Origin of the sequence: Sorangium sp. So ce295 (assembly GCF_051527405.1) — a bacterium.
Lineage (GTDB): Bacteria > Myxococcota_A > Polyangia > Polyangiales > Polyangiaceae > Sorangium > Sorangium cellulosum_B.
In genome coordinates this window covers 1,576,424-1,596,606 of record NZ_CP150324.1, presented here as the reverse complement: position 1 = coordinate 1,596,606, position 20,183 = coordinate 1,576,424, and the positions used below count along the sequence as shown (strand labels likewise).

At 72.9% G+C, this 20,183-nt stretch carries 12 protein-coding genes; 6 read left to right on the top strand and 6 right to left on the bottom strand.

Features of this window, described 5'->3' with window-relative positions:
• The first annotated feature begins 175 nt into the window (after positions 1–175).
• On the top strand, positions 176–1,684 hold the full coding sequence (locus WMF11_RS05970) for a serine/threonine-protein kinase (protein ID WP_437976751.1): 1,509 nt from the start codon (positions 176–178) through the stop codon (positions 1,682–1,684).
• Positions 1,685–1,712: 28 nt separating this feature from the next.
• On the opposite strand, the gene WMF11_RS05965 is transcribed toward WMF11_RS05970, so the two are convergent.
• The 3 genes from WMF11_RS05965 to WMF11_RS05955 form a co-directional block, all read right to left on the bottom strand.
• Positions 1,713–3,035, bottom strand: coding sequence for a glycosyltransferase family 4 protein (locus tag WMF11_RS05965; protein ID WP_437976750.1), 1,323 nt, complete (start codon positions 3,033–3,035; stop codon positions 1,713–1,715).
• A gap of 281 nt (positions 3,036–3,316) precedes the next feature.
• Positions 3,317–5,308, bottom strand: a complete 1,992-nt coding sequence (locus WMF11_RS05960; RefSeq protein WP_437976749.1) for an SBBP repeat-containing protein — start codon at positions 5,306–5,308, stop codon at positions 3,317–3,319.
• Positions 5,309–5,336: 28 nt separating this feature from the next.
• Entirely contained in the window at positions 5,337–6,260 is a 924-nt protein-coding gene (locus WMF11_RS05955) for a hypothetical protein (RefSeq protein ID WP_437976748.1), read from the bottom strand.
• A 278-nt stretch (positions 6,261–6,538) separates the two neighbouring features.
• Here WMF11_RS05955 and WMF11_RS05950 point away from each other — a divergent pair, with 278 nt between their 5' ends.
• Positions 6,539–8,275 carry a DUF1592 domain-containing protein gene (locus WMF11_RS05950; RefSeq protein WP_437976747.1) on the top strand — a complete coding sequence of 579 codons (1,737 nt, stop codon included), beginning with the start codon at positions 6,539–6,541 and terminating at the stop codon, positions 8,273–8,275.
• Positions 8,275–9,657 (top strand): DUF1552 domain-containing protein, encoded by a 1,383-nt coding sequence (locus tag WMF11_RS05945; RefSeq protein ID WP_437976746.1) that lies wholly within the window; start codon positions 8,275–8,277, stop codon positions 9,655–9,657. Before WMF11_RS05950 ends, WMF11_RS05945 begins: the two co-directional genes overlap by 1 nt.
• A gap of 78 nt (positions 9,658–9,735) precedes the next feature.
• On the opposite strand, the gene WMF11_RS05940 is transcribed toward WMF11_RS05945, so the two are convergent.
• Entirely contained in the window at positions 9,736–10,800 is a 1,065-nt protein-coding gene (locus WMF11_RS05940; RefSeq protein ID WP_437976745.1) for a PEGA domain-containing protein, read from the bottom strand.
• A gap of 65 nt (positions 10,801–10,865) precedes the next feature.
• Positions 10,866–12,320 (bottom strand): protein kinase domain-containing protein, encoded by a 1,455-nt coding sequence (locus WMF11_RS05935; RefSeq protein ID WP_437907454.1) that lies wholly within the window; start codon positions 12,318–12,320, stop codon positions 10,866–10,868.
• A 176-nt stretch (positions 12,321–12,496) separates the two neighbouring features.
• Here WMF11_RS05935 and WMF11_RS05930 point away from each other — a divergent pair, with 176 nt between their 5' ends.
• Positions 12,497–13,114: a hypothetical protein gene (locus WMF11_RS05930; protein ID WP_437976744.1), complete on the top strand. Its 618-nt coding sequence runs from the start codon at positions 12,497–12,499 to the stop codon at positions 13,112–13,114.
• A gap of 354 nt (positions 13,115–13,468) precedes the next feature.
• Complete coding sequence (locus tag WMF11_RS05925; protein ID WP_437976743.1) at positions 13,469–17,377, top strand: MYXO-CTERM sorting domain-containing protein; 3,909 nt, start codon at positions 13,469–13,471, stop codon at positions 17,375–17,377.
• A gap of 239 nt (positions 17,378–17,616) precedes the next feature.
• On the opposite strand, the gene WMF11_RS05920 is transcribed toward WMF11_RS05925, so the two are convergent.
• Positions 17,617–18,150: a hypothetical protein gene (locus WMF11_RS05920; RefSeq protein ID WP_437976742.1), complete on the bottom strand. Its 534-nt coding sequence runs from the start codon at positions 18,148–18,150 to the stop codon at positions 17,617–17,619.
• Between the two features lie 250 nt (positions 18,151–18,400).
• Here WMF11_RS05920 and WMF11_RS05915 point away from each other — a divergent pair, with 250 nt between their 5' ends.
• On the top strand, positions 18,401–20,179 hold the full coding sequence (locus tag WMF11_RS05915) for a hypothetical protein (RefSeq protein ID WP_437976741.1): 1,779 nt from the start codon (positions 18,401–18,403) through the stop codon (positions 20,177–20,179).
• The last annotated feature ends 4 nt before the right edge of the window (positions 20,180–20,183 follow it).

Below are 20,183 nucleotides of genomic sequence, written 5' to 3'. Positions count from 1 at the left end.
TGCGTCATTTCTCGCTCCTCCAGACGGGCGACGTGCGCTTTGACTCCGCGCCAGCGCAGGGCTCCAATGACGCCCGCGACACGGCCCGCGCCGCACCATGACCGCCTCGAGCAGCCTTCATTCGACGGGATCCCAGGGACCTCGAAGCATCAGCTCGGCGGACGAGCGCCGCGCGATGGCGCGGGGCCTCCCCACGGCGCTCGTGACCTGGCCCACGTTCGCGGCGCTCGACGTGTTCGTGGTGCTCGCGGTGTTTCCGAGCGCCTCGGTGACCCGGCTGCTGCTCTACCGGCTGCTCGGCGAGGTCATCCTGCTCTGGCTGTACCTCCTCGCCCGGCGCGAGCAGACCTCGGCCGAGCTCCTCGACGCGGCGCACGTCTTCGCGGTCTGGAGCGCGGGGGGGCTCATCTCCGTGATGGCGCTGGAGTTCGGGGATCTGACCTGGAACTACATGCACGGGCTGTCGATCGTGATGCTCGTCGACGCGACCATCCTGCCAACGCACTTCTCGCGATCGCTCCGGATGACGATCCCGGTGGCGCTCAGCTTCCCCATCATCATGGGCGCGGGGGCGTCCCTCGACCCGGCGCTCGCGGCGCAGTGGACGTCGCCGCGGTCGCTCGTGATCTTCGCCTGCAACTACATCTTCGTGCTCGCCACCGCGATCCTGGTGTCGGCGGCGAGCCACGGCCTCTGGTCGGCGCGCCAGCAGGTCTACGAGGCCCGCAAGCTCGGCCGCTACCGGCTCGTGGCGCCGGTCGGCCGGGGCGGGCAGAACGAGGTGTGGCTCGCCTGGGACGAGTCGCTGCGCCGCGACGTGGCGCTGAAGCTGCTCCGCAGCGAGAGCAAGTCCGAGGGCGACGTGCGCAGCTTCGAGCGCGAGGCGCGCGCGACGAGCCGGCTCACGTCGCCGCACACGATCCGGATCTTCGATTTCGGCGCGAGCAGCGACGGCATCTTCTACATCGCGATGGAGCACCTGGCCGGCGCCGACCTGGCCACCCTGGTGCGCGATCACGGCCCGATGCCGCCCTCCCGGGTCGTCCACTTCGCGCGGCAGGCCTGCCTCTCGCTGGCGGAGGCGCACGACGCGGGCGTCATCCACCGCGACATCAAGCCCCACAACCTCTACATCACGCGCGTGGGCGACGAGCAGGACGTGCTCAAGGTGCTCGACTTCGGGATCGCGAAGCAGGTGAGCCTGGAGGGAGACGCGAGCATGACGGACGTCGGCGTGATCAAGGGAACGCCGACGTACATGTCCCCGGAGATGATCTCGGCCGGCGCCGTGGACGCCCGGAGCGACATCTACTCGCTCGGGGTCACGCTCTATTACCTGCTGACGGGCGTGGCCCCCTTCGACGGCCGGAGCTTCGGCAAGCTCGTCTACTCTCACCTGACGATGCCGCCGATCCCGCCGTCGCTGCGCGCGCCCTGGCCGCTGTCGTCGGAGCTGGAAGAGGTGGTGATGCGGTGCCTCGCCAAGCGGCCGGGCGACCGTTACCAGAGCGCGCGCGATCTGCTCGCCGCGCTCGACGCATGCGAGCCGGCGCCGGCGTGGACGCCGGACGACGCAAGGAGCTTCTGGACGGCGCGCGCCGCGATGCCGCGCGCCGAGCCGCCGCCCCCGGATCCGGGCCCCACCGTGCGCCTGCGGCCCGAAAAAGCCGTGCCCGTGGCCTGAGGCGGAGCCAGGGCGAGCGCGCAGCGCTTCAGGCCTGGCCCGCCCCGAGCTGCGCGCCGTCGGGGAACCGCCGCGAGGGGGGCGGCGCCCGTCGAACGGACGCAGGAGGCTGCGCGTCCGCCTGGAGCGCGGGGCCCTTGTCGATCACGGGCATACGCAGCGGCGCGGGCGCGGGCGCTGGCGAGCGCCGCTCGCTCCGCGCCAGGACGAGCGTGTCGTGGAGCGCGCGAGCGCTCTCGTCCCACCCCTTGCACCCTGCGAGCGCCGAGATCCGCTCGGGATCGTAGGGCGCGTGCGCCGCGCGCGCCATGGCGCCGGCCAGGGCGGGGAGATCGCCGGGCGCGACGAGCTCGCCGAGCTCGGGGCGGCTGATCACGTCGGGGATGCCCCCGACCCGCGTCGCGACCACCCGTCGGCCCGAGGCGAGCGACTCGATCACGACGTTGGGTGTGCCCTCGTGATGGCTCGGCAGGACGAGCGCATCGCAGGCGGCGACCCAGCGCGCCACCTCGTGGTGCGGCAGGCGACCGGTCATCAGGACGCGCCCGCCGAGCCGCGCCGCCGCCGACCTGCAGGCCTGCTCGTCCGCGCCGCTCCCGACCAGGGCGAGGTCGACGTCGGGGTGCGCGGCGGCGACGCGCTCGAACGCGGCGATCGCGTCGAGCGCGCCCTTGTCGCGGAGCAGGTGGCCGACGTAGAGCAGCAGCCGGCGCTCCGCAGGGCGGCCCAGGGCGGCGCGGGCCTCGCGCCGGTCGCGCGGGTAGAACATGCCTCGATCGACGCCGTTCATGACGACATCGATGCGGTCGCGCGGGACGCCGAGCGCGTGCACCCCCTCGGCCAGCTGCTTGCTCACGGCGACGACGCGGGTCGCGCGCTGGAGACCCCACTCGAGCGAGGGCCTGACGGCCGGTTGCTGCGAGAGCACGTCGACGTCCGAGCCGTGCACCTTGACGACCGCCGGGACGCCGAGCAGCTCCGCGAGGCACACAGCGGCGAATCCGTCTGGATAGGCGAACGAGCCGACGATGACGTCCGGCGCCGGACGGTGGCGCGCCAGCTCGAAGAGCATGGACGCCGCATAGAGCGGGCCATTGAGATAGGGCGCCACCTTGGGCACGTAGAGGAATCGCGGGTGGCGCACCGGCAATCCCTCGATCACGTCCTCGCGAGGCGCGTCGCTCGACATGGACCACCGGGAGAACCTGGAAGCCCCCGGAAACCAGGGGATCGTCGCGAAGACGTCAATATCGCAATACCTCGAGAGCGCGGCGAACTGTCGCCGGTTGAACGGCGCCTGTCCCGGGTTCGTCGCGTTCGGGAAGATCTTGGTGATAAGCAGGACGCGCATACCTCTGCTCCTTCGGACTCGCCCGCTCGGCTCGACGGAAATCCTCCGATCAGCGGAGCATCTCGTCGCGCGGTCGAGCGGTGTCGAGCAGAGAACATGCCACTCAGAGAAAGCTGGAAACGAGGCAAGGAATGGGAGCGACGTGCCCAGACGAGCGATGAACGAACAGCCATGACGCCCCAGCGAGACAAATTGCCACGCGCCGTGGGTGACTTCGGCAGACGAGGTGGGCAAACACCGCGCAGCGCTGCCGAACGCGGCATTTGCAGCGGGAACGGTATTTACAAAGAGAGCTTCGCGACGAACGCGTCGCCCTGGCCTGCGCTCGCGAGCGCCCCTTGACCGAAGTTGATGGCGCCGTAGAAGCGGCCCGCGATCAGCACGCTCGCGCCTGAGCCCGCCGCCACGTCGAGGCCGACCTGCGTCTGGACGTCGCCGAACAGCTTGCTGAACACGTGATCGCCCGAGGCGCCGAGCTTGACCAGGTAGACATCGGTCTTGCCTCGGCTCGTCAGCGGCCCTCCGCCGAAGTCCGCCGAGCCGAACAGCGGACCCGCGAGCAGGAGATTGCCGGCGGAGTCCACCGCGACGCTCGCGCGCGCCCCCGTCTCGAAATCGGTGAGCAGCTGGTCCTCGGCGTCGCCGAAGCGCCGGCTCACGAGGTGCGCGCCGGCGCCGGAGAGCCTGGCGACGAACAGGTCCCGCCCGCCGGCGCTCACCAGCGGATCGCCGCCGAGGTCGATGGTCGACGCGAACGTGCCCGTGAGCGCCACGTCGCCCGTCGCCGGGTGGACCGCGACGTCGTGGGCCTCGTCCGCCTCGGCGCCGCCGAACCGGGCGCTCCAGACGTGGTCGCCGGAAGGACGGAGCTTGGCGAGGAAGATGTCGGAGAGGCCGGCGCTCTCGAGCGGCCCGCCGCCGAGATCGATGGAGCCCTCGAAATACCCCGCGACGAGCAGGTTGCCGTCGGCGTCGACCGCGATCCCGTGGGCGTAGTCGTCGCCTTCGCCGCCGGCGCGCGCGGCGAGGAGCGTCCGGCCGTCGTCCGAGGCGAGGCGCAGCACGAAGGCGTCGCGCATGCCCGCGCTCGTGAGCTCGCCAGCGCCGAAGTCGACGGCGCCGTGGTAGCCGCCTGCCACGAGGACGTTGCCCGCCGCGTCGACGGCGATGCGGTCGCAGCGATCCGCGCCGGATCCGCCGAAGATCCTGCTCCAGATGTGCTCGCCGCCGCCGCCCAGCTTGACGACGAAGACATCGTCGCTCCCGTGCGACGCGAGCTCGCCGCCGCCGAGATCGACGCGGCCGAAGGCGCGGCCCGCCACGAGGACGCTGCCCACCGCGTCGACCGCGAGCGCCATCGCGAACTGGTTGCCGTCGCCCGGGAACAGCTTGCTCCAGACGTGCGCGCCGAACCTGTCGAACTTCGCCACGAAGGCGTCCGTGCCGGTGGCCGTGAGCGGGCCGCCGCCGAGATCGACGGTCCCCTCCAGCTGGCCGACCACGATCACGTTGCCGTCCGCGTCGAACGCGACGGAGCGGGCGTACTGGCCGTTCGCGTCGCCGAAGCCGCGGCTCCACACGTCCTCGCAGGCGGGCGTCGCGCCGTCGCAGTCCTCGTCGTCGGGCGTGTCGCACGCGTCGAACGCGGGCAGGACCTCGCCCATGCACGGGCCCCACGACGTGCCCTCCGCGTTGCAGACGCGCGTGCCGGCCGCGCAGCGCCCGACGCCGTCCGTCCCCCCCGGGCCCGTGTAACACGCCTCCTGCGCGCCGGGCGTACACACGCAGCCGGGACAGCCGCAGTCGAGGCCGCTGCACGCGGCCGGCGTGAGCTCCGCGATCCAGGCGGCGACACACGCGAGCTCCTCGGACGAGTACGGGGTCCCGCCGAGCGGCATGCGCGCGCCGCACGAGGGCGCGTCGGTGAGCCGCACGTAGAGCGCGCTCTCCTCCGGCCGATCGGGGTCGGCGAGCACGCCGGCGCAGTTCGTGGCCGGGCGGCCGGCGACGCGATCGCCGACGCCGAGCGTGACGAGGTCGAGGCCCGCCGCGGGCTCGCCCGGCCCGTGGCAGCCGCCGCCGCCGCACCGCTCGGCGAACACCGCGGGCACGTCGGCGCACGCGGCCTGCGGGTCGCGATCCCGCCGGTCGAACCGCTCCTGGTCGTCGATCGTCCCAGGACACCCCGCGAGCAGCGGCAAGGCCGGCGCGACGAGCGCCGTCGCCGTCGCCGCCGTCGCCGTCGTGAAGCGCCCGCCGCGACGGGCAGACACGGCGCGCGCCGCGCGCGCTGAGCGCACCTCACTGCCCATGATAAGCCACCCCCAGGTGAACGCTGAAGAGCTGGTCGAGCGCCCCGCCAGCGATGTACGTGTCCTCTGGCTCAGAGTCGAAGTCGTAGAAGAACCGCGCGTACGATGCGCCGGCGCGCGCCTCGAGCCCCGGCGCGAACGGGGCGGCGACCGCGACGCGGAGATCGACGCCTCCGGCGCTCGGCGCGCGGAAATGAGAGGCGAGGGCTCCCATCGAGAGGGGCGCCTGAACCCCTCCCCCGGCCTCCAGCGCGACCGGGCCGACCGGCAATCGCCCGTCCACCCCCACGCGCAAGGCGACGTAAGACACCGACGCGGCGTCGCGCGACGGGTCGCCCGTCGACTCGATATCGAAGTCGGTCCAGCGGAGTCCGCCGCCCGCGAACAGGACCGGCCCGTCCTGCCCGGCGAGGCGGTAACGGCCCCGGAGGCCCGCATGGAGCCGGCTCCACGAGGTCGATACGCTCGCTCCGCCGGCGCCCTCCGAGTCGAGGCCGAGCGCGCGAGCGTACGAGAGCTCGACGCCGAGGTCGCGGAGCACCGGGACGGCGCTTCGCGCGAACGGGTACAGCTCGCCCCGGAGGGACGGCATGGGCACGCCCAGCACCTCGTAGGTGCGGAGGTTGTCGGAGAGCAGATCGCTATAGGACAGCGTACGACCCGCTATCTCGAGATCGACACCCGCGCTGAAGAGCGCCGTCCCCGCGGCGGGGGGGCGGGCGCCTTCATCGCGCTCGGCGCGATCGGCGCCGGGATCGGCGAGCGCCGAGCCTGGCGCCAGGAGCGCCAGGAGCATCGACAGCGCCGAGAGCGCCGCGCCGAGCAGCGCGGCCGCAGAAGAGCGGCGCGCGCTGCGCCGCGGCGTCCGAGGAGAGAGAGGAGCGACAGGACAGGCGAGCGTTCGCCTTTGCATTGGGCGCGAGCATAGTCGCTCCGTACACCGCAGGTCGAGCCGCCTTCGAAGGCCGGAGTCCGCGGCAACGCCGTAAGACACGCGCGCACGGGATGATCACATCGGCCCCGTGCTCCCACTTGATTCGGCGGCTCCGAGCGCGGCTCCTATCCGGGAGCGACGGTTTGCCATACGCTCCTTGAAGATGGCGAGATGGCGCGCCACGCACACGGCCGCGCCCCGCACGCTGCACGGAGGGGAACGCGCCGTGCCCTGCTCGCGCTCGCCGACGAGGCACCATGGCTGAACCAAGAGCTCTCCGCTGGCCCATCGGCCTGCTCCTCCTCGCCTCCTGCTCAGGGCAGTTCGGCGATCTCCCCGCGAGCGACGACGACGACGACGGCGAGGCGACGGCGCCGCTCTGCGACTCCATCGAGCCAGGCGAGTCGCCGCTCCGCCGCATGACACGGGTGGAGTACGACAATACGATACTCGATCTCCTCGGCGACGACAGCCGCCCTGCGAGGGGCTTCGTGCCCGAGGAGGAGTCGCTCGGCTTCAACAACCAGGCGGCGGCGCTCGTCGTGAGCCCGCTGCTCGCGGAGCAGTACATGACCGCCGCCGAGGGCATCGCGGCGCGCGCGGCGGGCAAGCTGCTCGGCGAGGCGCCCTCGTGCCGCGGGGCCGCGGCGGGCGCCGCGTGCCGCGGCGAGATCGCGGCGCTCATCGCGTCGCTCGGCAAGCGGGCGTTCCGCCGGCCCCTCGCCGAGGACGAGGTCGCCGAGCTCGCGGCGCTCTTCGACCGCGGGCTCGGCCTCGGGGAGACGCCCGACGACGCGTCGACCGGCCTCTCGCTCGTCGTCCAGGCGATGCTCCAGTCGCCGCACTTCCTCTACCGCGTCGAGCTCGGCATGCCGGATCCGGTGGAGGGCGACGTCGTGCCGCTCACCTCGTACGAGATCGCCTCGCGGCTCTCGTACCTCCTCTGGGGCACGATGCCCGACGACGCGCTCTTCGCGGCCGCCGAGGCGGGGGCGCTCGGCACCTCCGCGGAGATCGCGGCGCAGGCGCGGCGCATGCTGGACGATCCGCGGGCGCGCGAGGCCGCGAAGAACTTCCACCGCCAGTGGCTCGGGCTCTCGAAGATCGACGAGATCGCCGCGGGCGGGAGGGACCCGGAGCTCTACCCCGAGTACCGGGACGAGCTCCTGCCGCTGTTCCAGGCCGAGACCGAGGCGTTCCTGGATCACGCGATCTTCGAGGAGGACGCGAGCGTGAGCGCGCTGTTCACGGCGTCCTATTCGATGATGAACCGGGAGCTCGCCGAGCTCTACGGCGTCGAGGGAGGCCCGAAGGGCGAGGCGTTCGAGCGGGTGGAGCTCGATCCGTCGCAGCGCGCCGGCTTCCTGACGCACGCCGGGCTGCTCTCGCTCTACGCGAAGCCGAACCGGTCCTCGCCGGTGCACCGCGGCCGGTTCGTGCGCCAGAGCCTGCTCTGCCAGATCCCGCCGCCGCCGCCGGACGTGGTCCCGGAGCCGCCGATGGTCGACCGGACGAAGACGACGCGCGAGCAGTTCTCGCAGCACGTGTCCGACCCGGGCTGCAGGAGCTGCCACACGCTGCTCGACCCGATCGGGTTCGGCTTCGAGCACTACGACGCGCTCGGCCGCTGGCGGGACGCCGAGAACGGCATCCCGGTCGACGCCAGCGGCGAGCTCACGCAGACCGACATCGACGGGCCGTTCGACGGGGCGGTCGAGCTCGCGCACCGGCTCGCGGAGAGCGAGCAGGTGCGCGCGTGCGTCGTGAAGCAGTGGTTCCGCTTCGGCTACGGCCGCGCCGAGCAGCGCGAGGACGCCTGCAGCCTCTCGCAGGCGACGGAGGCGTTCGAGGCGTCCCGGTACAACGTCAGGGCGCTGCTCGTGGCGCTCACCCAGACCGACGCGTTCCGCTACCGGCGCGAGATCGACGTGGGAGGCAGCGTGGGAGACGACGCAGGGGACGCCTCGGAGAGCGCCCCGGGAGGAGAGCCGTGATGAAGCCTTTCCGACTCAGCCGCCGCGCCCTGCTCAGGGGCCTCGGCGGCGCGGCGCTCGCGCTGCCGTTCCTCGAGGCGATGGGCTGCTCGAAGCGGCTCGCGCCGGCGTCGGAGCAGACGGGGCGGGCCGCGTTCGGGCTCGAGTTCCCGAAGCGGTTCATCGTGCTCTACACGCCGAACGGGACCGTCCCGCCGGACTTCTGGCCGTCGTCCTCGACGTTCCGGGACGGCGAGGAGCTGTCGCCCATCCTGGCGCCGCTCAAGGACCACAACAGGGATCTGCTGGTCCTCGGCAACGTGAGCGCGCTGTCAGCGCTGACGGGGCCGGGCGACGCGCACCAGAAGGGCACGGGGCAGTGCCTGACCGCGCGCGCGATGCAGGAGGGCGACTTCCCCGGCGACGCCGGGCTGTCGTGCGGCTGGGCCGACGGCATCTCGCTCGACCAGGAGATCGCGAACCACATCGGCACGAAGACCAAGTTCCTCTCGCTCGAGCTCGGCGTGCTCGTGTACGGGGCGACCGTGGGCGCGCGCCTCGCGTACCGCGGGCCGGCGCAGCCGCTGCCGCCGGAGAACAGCCCGTACGCCGCGTTCGACAGGCTCTTCTCCGACCTGTCGGTCGCGCCCGCCGACGCGACGCGGAAGACCGAGCAGCGCAGGGCGGTGCTCGGCAAGGTGGCCTCGGACTACGACCGGCTGCGCAAGCGGCTGGGCGCCGCGGATCGGCAGAAGCTCGACGGGCACCTCGCGTCGGTGGAGGACATCGCGTCGCGCCTCGATCGCAGCTCGGCGCCGACCTCGCCGGCGTGCGCCGCGCCGGCGCTGACGCCGGATCTCGACGTCGACAAGGTCGCCAGCATGCCGGAGCTCTGCCGGCTCCAGCTGGATCTCATCGCGATGTCCCTCGCCTGCGATCTGACGCGGGTCGCGAGCCTGCACTTCACGAACTCCGCGACGACCAAGGTGCTGAGCTTCCTCGGGCCGGACATCACCGAGGGCCACCACCCGATGGCGCACAACGGCTACGCCGATCAGGTGAACCGCGAGCGGCTCACCAGGATCAGCCGCTTCTACGCCGAGCAGCTCGCGTACCTGATCGCCAGGCTGAAGAGCATGCCGGAGGGCGACGGCACGGTCTTCGACAACACGGTGATCTTCTGGACCAACGAGCACGCGGACGGCAACCACCTGCGCAAGAACATCCCTTATGTCGTCGCCGGGAGCGCAGGAGGTTATTTCAAGACGGGCCGATACCTCGTCCAGCAGAAGGAGGTCGCGCACAACAACCTGCTCCTGTCGCTGCTCCACGCGATGGGCATCGAGGCCGACACGTTCGGCGACCCGGACTTCTGCACAGGACCGCTGACAGGGATGATCTGACGGCGGCCTGCCGGCCGCGCTCGCCGGCGCGAGGCGCAGGTTCGTGTGCGAGCGCCGCCGTGGACCGCGGCGGCCCCCTCAAAACCGGCCACCGAATCCGGTCGGGCGGCCCTCGCCGGCGGCTTCCTGGCCCGCCCCCACCTGCGCGGGATTGGGGTCGTGCAAGAGGAGGAGGCCGGCCGACAAGGCCGCCGCGACGACCGCCCCGGCGCCGGCGATCCATACCCACGACGGCGTCCCGCCGCGCTTCTCGGCCGGCACCAGGCCGACGCGGACGCTGCTCAGCGCCTCGTCCTGAATCCGTATCTGGGCCTGGTAGGGCACCTTTCCCGGCGCCGTCACCCTCACCACGTGACGGCCGCTCGGCACGATGCCCTCCCACTGCCCTTCGCCAAGGAACTCGCCGTCGAGCGCAAGGCGATCGCCGGGAGAGGCAACGATGGAGAGCCTGCCGCCGTTCATCGGCCGCGCCAGCCGGACGTCGAGCGCCAGCTGCGCGCCCGGGGCCACGCTCTCCACGCGGAGGTGCTCCTTGAACCCCGGCTTGAAGACACGGATTCGCCTCGTGCCGGCGTCGACGATCACCTTGCCCGGGAGCGGCGTCTTCCCGATCGGCTCGCCGTCGATCGTCACCTCCGCGTCCCGCTCGCTCGCGGCGATGTCCAGGTGACCGACGAGGGCGCTGGCGTCCCGCTCGACCTCGGCGATCGTCGCCCAGTCCTCCGGGAGCAGGACGCCGCGGTCCTCCTGCTTCAACCTCTCCACCAGCGCAAGGAGCTGGCTGTACCGGTGCATCTTGGAGGTGCAGGCGATCATGTTCCAGAGGAGGCGCGCGTCCTTCGAGCTCTCGTAGGCGCTCTGGAACTTGAGGAAGGCGCTGGCAAAGTCGCCGTTGCGAAAGAGCGCCTTGCCGGACTCGTAATCGGCCCTGGCCTCACCGCTCAGCCGCTCGCGGGCGGGCGCAGAAGGAGCCTCGCCCGGCGCGGGCGCGGCCGGCGCAGGAGCCGCCGGCGCGGGCGCGGCCGGCGCGGGAGCCGCCGCAGGGGCGGGCTGGGGTCGCTGCGCGGCCGCGCCGCCGGCCGTGGTCAACACCACGATGGCGACCGCTGGCGCGAGCCCCGCCGCCGGGCGGCGCGAACGCACCGGCGCCTCGCGTGCATCCGGATGGAATGCGGGGTGCAACGGGTCGGAGGCCGGTGGTTCCTGTCTCATCTGAGCGGTGGTTCCAAGGGATTCTTCCCTCCGGGCGCCGACGGCGCCTTCGGCGTCGCCGACGCGCTCGTCGCCGGGGGCGCGCGCCGGCCCTCGAGCGCCGCCCCGGAGGGCGCCGCGTCGTTGGCCGGCGCGACGACCGGGGAGACCGGCGGCTGCTGCGGCGGCAAGGCGTCACGGACCGCGGGCGGCGGCTCGGGCGCGATCAGCGGGTCCGCGCCGCGCGCCGCGGTGTCCTGCCGTGCGCGCCGCGGCGCCGTGTCGTCCCGCGAGGCCGCCGCGGCCTGCAGCGCCGCCGCCTCCGGCGCTCTGCCGGGCAACGCGACCGCGCCCCACAGGGCGAGCGCGAGCACGGCGATCACGACCGCCCCGAGCGCCGCCCCGAGGATCCTGCGCGACCCGGGCCGCGCGAACGTTCGCGTGAGCCCCTGCGTCGTGGGAAGGAGGCTCGCCATCGCGCCGGACGGGGCGCTCGGAGGGCCGCTGGCCGTCACGAGCCGCGGCGGCGGCACCGAACCGGTCGGCGGCGCGGTCGCCTGCGCCGCCGCCCCGAGGATCCGCGCGGCGCGCTCCGCCCGCTCCTGCCCGCCCGCCGCCGCGAAGGGCACCAGCGCGCGCGCCAGGTCGGCGACGGTCTGCGGCCGCCGGGCCGGATCCTTCTGGAGGCAATGGAGGATCGCGGCCTCGAGCCCCGGTGGGATGTCGCTCCTGAGCGCGGAAGGCGGGATCGGCTCGGCGCTCGCGACCTGCAGCACGAGCTCGGCGAGCGCCGGGGCATCGAACGGCGGCTGCCCTACCAGGAGGCGGTAGAGCAGCGCGCCGAGCGCCCACACGTCGGAGCGGGCGTCGACCGAGCGCGACGACCGCATCTGCTCCGGGGACATGTAATTGGGCGAGCCGAGCATCTCCCGCGTCTGCGTCAACGACACGCCGACGCCCTCGGTGCTGCCCGGCACCTCCTTCGAGATCCCGAAGTCGAGGACCTTGATCAGCGTCGCCCCGCCGGGCGTCGTCGAGAGGAAGAGGTTCGCCGGCTTGAGATCGCGGTGCACGATGCCCGCGGCGTGCGCCTCGGCCATCGCCAGGCAGGCCTGCAGGACGTAGTCGGCCGCGTCCACGACGCTGAGCGTGCCGCGGGCGCGGAGCACATCGGAGAGATCTTCGCCCTCCAGGTACTCCATCACGATGTACGGGATGCCCGAGCCGAGCTCGCCGACGTCGAACACCCGCACGACGTGCTCGCCCTTGAGGCGGACCACCGCGCGCGCCTCGCGGAGAAACCGCTGCACGAGCGCCGGGCTCTCCGTGCTGAGAAGGAGCTTGATCGCGACGCGCTGCGGGAGGAACAGGTGGCTCGCCGCGACAACGATGCCCATGCCGCCTCGGCCCACGACGCGATCGACCCGGTACTTGCCGGCGATGACGTCTCCTTCGACGACAGGTGGCTTCATGGGAGCTCCGTGCTTCACGCCCGGCCACGGGGCGCGCCGCCATCCGAGCCTGCTGTGGTCGACGGTAGCACAGGTGCCCCCCGACCGGTCCATCGACGGAGGCGTGCCCTCGTCTGCGATCGCCGGTCGGAGGGCGATACGATGCGACGATGAAGCGCTCACCTCGATGTATCTCAATGGCGGTAGGCTCGCTCGCGCTGCTCGTCCAGAGCGCGTGCGGCGGCGCGGTGATCATGGACGGCGGAGGAGACGGGGCCGGCGGCGCGGGCAGCACGAGCGGCCAGGGCAGCACGAGCGGCCAGGGCAACACGAGCGGCCAGGGCAGCCCGGATGGCCCGGATGGCCCGATCTCGACGACGAGCTCGGTCGCGCCGTCGCCGACGACCTCGGGCGGCGCGGGCCGCCAGGTGAGCGCGATCGTCTTCGGCGACTCGTCGAGCGTGACGTTCCGTATTGCCACCCTGCCCCTGTCCTGCAGCGATCCCGACGCGAACCCCACGTACGAGCCCTGCAGCGACTGGTGGGACCTCGAGCTCAGCATGCCCGAGTCGATGCTCGCCGTGGGCGAGGTGGACACGGCGAGCGGAGATCTCACGGTCTTCGGGACGTCCTCTCGCGCGGACTGCAGCAGCACAGGGGCCGTCAGCGGCGGCGGCAACGCGGGATTCGGCAGGCTCACCATCACGGCGATCGACCCGAGATCGGTCGCCTTCGAGCTCTCCGACGTGGGCAGCGTGTTCGTCGACGACAACCCAAACGGCCGCTACGTCGCGCCCCGGTGCGCCCCGCGGTAGCGCCGCGCTGCCCAACGACGGCTCGGCTGGCGAGACACCGATGGATCCCCCGAGGTCCCGCCGCCGGCCAGTCGCACCGGATCACCGGCCGCACAGGCTCGATGATGGAGGCGCGGCTCCTGCGCAACGCCGGTCCACGCGTAGCACGGTTCGACCGCCATCGTCTCTTGCGCGCCAGACAGCATCACTCGTACGGTTCGCAGGTCGCACCACGCCCGCGCCCCTCTCTCTGGACATCGCATCTGTTCCTCGTTCCCCGAGGGGCCTGACATCCCCTGTCGATCCGCCGCGAGGCGCTCGCCCGGGAGGCCGCGCGTTGCGCGCCGGACCGACCGCGTTTCGCTGGAGATGCCCATGCCGCTCGCCCGAACGCTCGACGACGCCCCCCTCCGCCCCTCGGCGCGGCGCACGGCCGCCGCCCCCCTCCTCGTCGCGCTCGCCTTCGCCGCCTGCGCCGGGCACGATCCCGCCGGGACCGAGGCGGGCCGAGCGCCGTCGGAGGGCGCGCCGGGCGCCTCCTCCGCGCCTGCCGCGGCGCCGGTGCCGGCGCCGCACGCGCCGCCGTCGTTCGATCTCGGTCAGGTCATCGAGCGGATCCACTTCGCGTTCCGGCCCGACACGGAGCGCGCCGCGACATGGACCGGCGGCCACGCGACGTACGCCGTGCGCGCCGACGCCGACGGGTTCCGCGTCGCCCCGGTGGCGCGCGACGCGGACGCGCCCCGCATGGGCGCCGCGGCGGTGTTCTCGACCGTCGCGATCGGCCGCGCTCTCGCCGCCGGCCCCGGCACGCGCGCGCCGCACGGCGGGCCCCGCGCGGCGCGCGAGCCGGGCGAGCCGGCGCGCGCCACACGCGTCGCGCGCGTCGCTGACGACGGCCACCTCGTCGTCGCCCGCGCCGGGGTCGCCGAGCACCTGCGCAACGGGCCCGCCGGCGTCGAGCAGAGCTTCGAGTTTTCCGCCGCGCCGGCAGGGGACGGGGATCTCGTGGTGCGCGTGCGGGTCGACGGCCTCCGCCACGCCGGAGCCACCGAGGGCGGCCATCACTTCATCGATCCGGCGAGCGGCCTCGGGCTGCGCTACGGCGTCGCCACCTGGATCGACGCGCGCGGGACCGCGACGCGGGTGCCGGTGGCGTGGGATGCGGCGGGGGAGCTCGCGCTCCGGGTGCCGGAGGCGCTCGTCGAGACATCGGCGTATCCGGCGGTGCTCGACCCGATCGTCTCGCCGGAGCTCGCCATGGATGAGCCGATCGCGGGGCCGTCGCTGGGCGCCCAGAGCGACGCCGCGGTGGCGTCCGACGGGACGAACTTCCTCGTGGTGTGGTCCGACTGGCGGGGCGATCTCACGACCTCCTCCGACGGCGCCGACCTCTACGCGGCGCGGATCGCCCCCGACGGCACGGTGCTCGATCCGCGCGGCATCCCCATCAGCACCGGGCCCGGCGCGCAAGAACAGCCGGCGATCTCGTGGGACGGGGCGAACTACCTCGTCGCCTGGAGCGACCACCAGACCGGGACCAATTCGCAGGTCTACGCCACGCGGGTGAGCCCCCTCGGGTCGGTCCTCAACCCCGGGGGCATGCTGCTGAACCCGGGCTACAGAGGCGGCGGCTCGCCGAGCATCGCCTTCGACGGCACGCGCCACCTCGTGGTGTGGATCGGAGTGCCGCCGGACAGCGCGACGAGCTCGCTCGTCGGCACCTTCGTCACCCCCGAGGGGGTCGCCACGATCGCGCCCGCGTTCACCGGCATCAGCGGCAGCAGCCCGGTCGTCGCGTCGGCGAGGGGCTCGTTCGTCGTGGCGTGGTCCAGGTACAACAGCGGCACGCTGGACTACGAGGTGCGGATGTCGCGCGTCTCCGCCGCCGGCGGGATCGTCGACCCGGCGGGGATCCTGGTGGGCACGGGAACCTGCCCTCGCCTGGCGACCGATGGATCCCAGTACGCCCTCGCATGGGTGAGCAAGTGGGGCTCCGTCGGGCTGACGCGCCTCGACGCCGAGGCGACCCGCCTCGACACGACCTTCGTCGACTCCGAGACGCTGGCGGACTTCACCTGTGCCGCCGTCGCCTTCGACGGATCGAACTACCTCGTCGGCTGGCCGACGGACTCGCAGCAGATGACGATCCAGCGCTTCCCCACCGCCGGGCCGCCGCTCCCGGGGACGATCGTCGCCGGGCAGGCGAGCCAGCAGACGACCCCCGCGATCGCGTCGGGCGGCGGACGATCGCTGGTCGTCTGGCGGCGCCCGAGCCCGTTCGGCCGCCCCCAGCCGCGGGAGCTCACCCTGTCGCGGATCGCCGCGGACGGGGCGCTGCTCGCGCCGAGCGACGTGCCGCTGACGCCGGGGTCGAACCGCCAGCTCGCGCCGGACGCCGCGTTTGACGGGGCGAACTACCTCGTCGTCTGGGACGACACGGGCGCCGACGGCTATCGCGATATCTACGGCACGCGCGTCTCGCCGGCGGGGGAGATCCTCGATCCGAGCGGCATCGCCATCGCCGACGCGCCCGGGGAGCAGGCCGCGCCCCGCGTCGCGTTCGACGGGGAGAACCACCTCGTCGTCTGGCAGGACGACCGCAACGCCGCGGCCTCGCTGACCGACATCTACGCCGCGCGCGTGACCCCGCGCGGGGAGGTGCTCGCCGCGAGCCCGCTGAGCGCCGCCTCCGCAGCGCAGACCTCGCCCGACGTGGCGGCGGGGGGCGGCGCCGCCCTGGTCGCGTGGACCGACGGGCGCAACGGCGGAACGAGCATCTACGCGACCCGCGTGGAGGGCGGCCGCTCGATGGACGGGAGCGGCTTCGGCGTCACGGCGCGGGGAGGCTCCAAGCCGGCGGTCGGCTTCGGCGGGGGCCAGTTCCTCGTGGCCTGGCGGAGCGGCGGCGTGATCGTCGCGAGCCGCGTCGGCGTCGATGGTCTCGTGCTGGACCCCACGGTCATGCAGCTCTCGGACAGCGCCGCGTCGGCCCCGGACGACACCAGCCCCGGGCTCGCGTTCGACGGGGTGAACCACCTCGTCGTGTGGCTCCATCCGAACTCGTACAGGGTCCAGGGCCGCACCGTCCCGACGTCCGGTCGACCCGGGGAAAGCTTCCAGATCCACTACGCGCAGAGCCAGCAGTTCAGGAGCGTGACCGCCACCTTCGACGGCGTGACCCCCGTCATCGCCTGGGAGCAGGTGACGGGGCCCCAGTCCGTGATCGTCGCAGCCCGGCTCCTTTCAGGCGGCGCGCTGGCTCCCCCCGGCGTCTTCGCGATCGAGAGCGCGTACGGCCCCGCACGCGGCCCCTCCCTCGCCACGAACGGCGCCGGGCAGTCGCTTGTCGCGTACGCCCACTTCGACCCCGCCGCGGGCGTCGGATCGTACCGAGCGCGCGGCCGCATCATCTCTCTCTCCGAGCGCGGCGCCGCGTGCTCGAGCGCGCACGACTGCGTGACCGGCTTCTGCGTGGACGGCGTCTGCTGCGACAGCGCGTGCGGCGGCGACGTCCGCGGCGACTGCCAGGTCTGCAGCGTCGCTGCGGGGGCGGCCGTCGACGGCGAGTGCACGCCGCTGACCGGCGTGGCGTGCGACGACGGCGCCATCTGCACGACCAACGACACCTGCCAGGCCGGCGTCTGCGTCCCGGGAACCCCGGTCACCTGCGCGCCCCCCGATGCCTGCCACCAGCCGGGGACCTGCAACACCGCGAGCGGCCGGTGCCGCTACGCGGAAGCGCCGAACGGCACCGCGTGCGACGACGGGGACGCGTGCACCCAGACCGACACATGCCAGAGGGGCGCCTGCGTCCCGGGAAGCCCGGTCACCTGCGCGCCCCCCGACGCCTGCCACGAGGCTGGGACGTGTGATCCCGCGACAGGCGCGTGCTCGAACCCGGAGCGGCCCGACGGTGCGCCCTGCCCCGGCGGCACCTGCGTCGACGGCCTCTGCAACGACTCGGCGGGCGGAAGCGGCGGGGGGACCACGAGCGGCGCATCGGCGGCCTCGGGCGGCGCATCGGCGGCCTCGGGCGGCGTAACCGCGGGCTCAGGCGGCGGCGCAGGCGCTGGCGGCGCGACCGCGGGCTCAGGCGGCGGCGCAGGCGCTGGCGGCGCGACCGCGGGCTCAGGCGGCGATGCGCCGGGGGCAGGTGACCCGGACGACAGCGACGGCGGCGGATGCGGGTGCCGCACGACGCCGGCCGCACCGGCCGCCCACGGGGCGCCGCTCGCGCTCCTGGCGCTCGCGTTCCTCACGCGGCGGCAGCGGCGTTCCTGAAGCACCGATCGCGTTGATCGAGCGAGAGATGAACCGCCATGACGCCAAGGACTCCAAGTGCCTCTCTCTCCCTGGCGTTCTTGAGTTCCGGTAGCGCACGTCATCGGAGCGACAGAGCATCTGCTCGCAGGCGAGCGGAAGATCGCAATCGAACAGATTGATGTGCTGCAGGACGACATCGCCCACCGTCTTGGCCGTGGCCAGCGCTGTCGGGGATGGCGGCCAAGGTGGGGGGTTCTTCACTCCAGCACGATGCTCACGCTCTTCGTGCCCTCGTATCCGTCGCCGCGCACGGTCACCGTGAGCCCGAGCTTCTGACCTTCGAGGGTCTCGCGGTCCCACGCGAAGGGGTGGTAGAGCGCGCCGTCCGAGACCAGGAAAGAGCCGGTCTTGATGAACTGGACGTTGAACTGCGCGGCGGCGATCCCCTCGGGATCGCTGGCGAGCGGGCCCTCGAGCTCGTTCGCGAGGCGCACCACATGGCACGTCTCCTCCGCGTCGCCGGGCAGAGCCTCCACCTGGACCCAGGGCGTGATCATCATCGAGCCCTGATTGCCGAGGATCAGTCGCACGCCGGCGCCGTCGGCGTAGGGCACGAACGTCCCGGACGACGCGTCGCCGATGTCGACGGCGCGGGTCTCGGTGAAGGCCTCGCCGAACAGCGTGGGACAATCGCTGGCTTCCTCGGGGATCGAGGGCTCAGCGTCGACAGGGCCACACCCGGAGAGGGACGCGAGAAAAGAGAAGGCGGACGGTAAAAGGCAGGATCGCATTGCGCGCGCAGAGCTCCGAAAAAAGCCGGGACGAGCCGGACAGGAGAGACGCCGGCTCGCAGAGGCGCGAGGGCGAGGGCGAGGGCGAGGGCGAGCTGTAGCACGCCGGGTGCGGAGCAACCTCGGCGAGCAAAGCGCGTACGACTGGCACGCGCGCTGCTATCGGCTCGCGGCGATGCTGAACTCATCACGGCGAAACGCCGGCCGCCCCGCAGAGGCTCTGACGTTGGTGTCGCGGTCACGACAATCTGTGTCGCCTCGATTCGCGGTCCTCCGCCAGCCCCTCTTCCTTGGCGCTCTGGCGCTCCTGGTGGTCAACGACCACCTCCTGAAAGGCGCCGGGCTCTTGCCAGGCGCCCTCACCGGCAAGCTCAGCGACCTCGCCGGCCTCGTGGTCGCCCCCGTCCTCGCAGCGGCGCTCGTGGACGCACGCACGTCGCGCGGGCGAGCGCTGGCGTTCGCGGCCGTGGTCGCGCCGTTCGCGGCGATCAAGCTCTCGGCCGCTGCCGCGCAGCTCCTCGTGGGGCTCGTGGGGCTCGCGGGGATCACGTGGCGTATCTGGCAAGATCCGACGGACCTGGCCGCGCTCGTGGTCCTCGTCCCGGCATGGCGCCTCTCCGCGCGCGCGGCTTCCCGCCGGGAACTCTCGGCCCGGAGCGCCGAGGAAGGCTCACGCACCGCCTGGGTGCTCGAGCGCGCGATCCTGGGGGCGTCCGCCGTCGCCTGTGTCGCGACCGGCACCCCCGCACCCGAGGGTTATTTCACGGACGCCTATCTCATCAATGCCACCCCCGGGACCGTGGACGTTCGCGTGCGCTGGGTGGACGCGTCGATCGATTGCTCCGCCGTCACCTCCGGCGATCCGACACGCATGTTCGGGCCGAGCGCGTTCAACCTCGGGATCACGTACCGGCTGGACCCGCAGGACACGCTCCCGCTCAACAGGACCGAGGCCCACCGCGCCGCAGGCAACTTCGAGGAGACGGCGCCGACCTCGGAAGGGCGTTGCGAGGTGGTGCTTCTCGAGACGGATGGACTGCGGCCTGTGATGGCATGGTGGTCCGATCTGCAAACCGTCATGATTCCGCAGAAGGTGAACGACGACAGCGATTTCTGGAAGGACGCGGAGACGGTGGCGGGGCGGGTCGCGCTGAAGCCGGACACGATGGTGGCGCCCGGACAGGTGAAGACGGGCGCGCTGCAGACGAGCGTCGCCCCCTCGGCGTGCGCTGGCGCGCCTCAATCGTCCTTCCAGTGGGCCGGCTCCTGGTCGAAGCAAGTGGTCGGCGAGATCGCGAACATCGATGCACTGTCGGACGGCTGCATCGAATTGATCATGAACTACCGGCGGCTCGGTCCCGGCGATGGCTCGGGCGGCGCGGGTGCTGGCGGCGCCGGTGCTGGCGGAGCCGGCGGCAGTGGCGCCGGCGGCGCGGGTGCGGGTGGAGCCGGCGGCAGTGGCGCTGGCGGCGCGGGTGCTGGTGGCGCTGGCGGCGCGGGTGCTGGCGGAGCCGACGTTGGTGGCGCTGGCGGCGCCGGTGCCGGCGGCACCGGCGGCGAAGGTGGAATGGGCACCGGCGGCGAGGGCGGCGGCGAGCCGGACCCGAGCTTCACCCCGCTGACTCACTACCTGTGCATTCCGATTGAAGACTTCCCGTTCTCGGCGGGCGAAACGGTGCAATGGTCCGACGAGGGCGACCACCTCGAGATCTCGGCCATCGACTCGGCGAAGCGGCTCGAGGTTTATCCCAACGTCGTCGAGCTCCAGCTCGAGGGCCTCGCTGCCTCGATCGAGGCGACCGCCTGCGAGGGCGACCGGCTGGGCTGCGGAGCCTACGTCACCGACGCGGTGGTGGCGGTGCAGAGCGGCGGCGCGAAGACCCTGCTGAGCCCTGGAGACGCCCTCGAAGGGCCCAACTTCCGCGTGCGGGTCGGCCGCGCCGAGCGCGTGCTCGCCGGGCGTGACGAGTGCGACGCGGGCTACCAGACGCCCAACGCGTCCGCGGATCTGTTGATCGCTTACGAATGAGGAG

Bases quoted from the DNA above. Each gene is read 5' to 3' on its own strand.
- WMF11_RS05970 (WP_437976751.1), top strand. From the start codon at position 176: ATGGCGCGGGGCCTCCCCACGGCGCTCGTGACCTGGCCCACGTTCGCG.
- WMF11_RS05965 (WP_437976750.1), bottom strand. From the start codon at position 3,035: ATGCGCGTCCTGCTTATCACCAAGATCTTCCCGAACGCGACGAACCCG.
- WMF11_RS05955 (WP_437976748.1), bottom strand. From the start codon at position 6,260: ATGCAAAGGCGAACGCTCGCCTGTCCTGTCGCTCCTCTCTCTCCTCGG.
- WMF11_RS05950 (WP_437976747.1), top strand. From the start codon at position 6,539: ATGGCTGAACCAAGAGCTCTCCGCTGGCCCATCGGCCTGCTCCTCCTC.
- WMF11_RS05945 (WP_437976746.1), top strand. From the start codon at position 8,275: ATGAAGCCTTTCCGACTCAGCCGCCGCGCCCTGCTCAGGGGCCTCGGC.
- WMF11_RS05935 (WP_437907454.1), bottom strand. From the start codon at position 12,320: ATGAAGCCACCTGTCGTCGAAGGAGACGTCATCGCCGGCAAGTACCGG.
- WMF11_RS05930 (WP_437976744.1), top strand. From the start codon at position 12,497: ATGGCGGTAGGCTCGCTCGCGCTGCTCGTCCAGAGCGCGTGCGGCGGC.
- WMF11_RS05925 (WP_437976743.1), top strand. From the start codon at position 13,469: ATGCCGCTCGCCCGAACGCTCGACGACGCCCCCCTCCGCCCCTCGGCG.
- WMF11_RS05920 (WP_437976742.1), bottom strand. From the start codon at position 18,150: ATGCGATCCTGCCTTTTACCGTCCGCCTTCTCTTTTCTCGCGTCCCTC.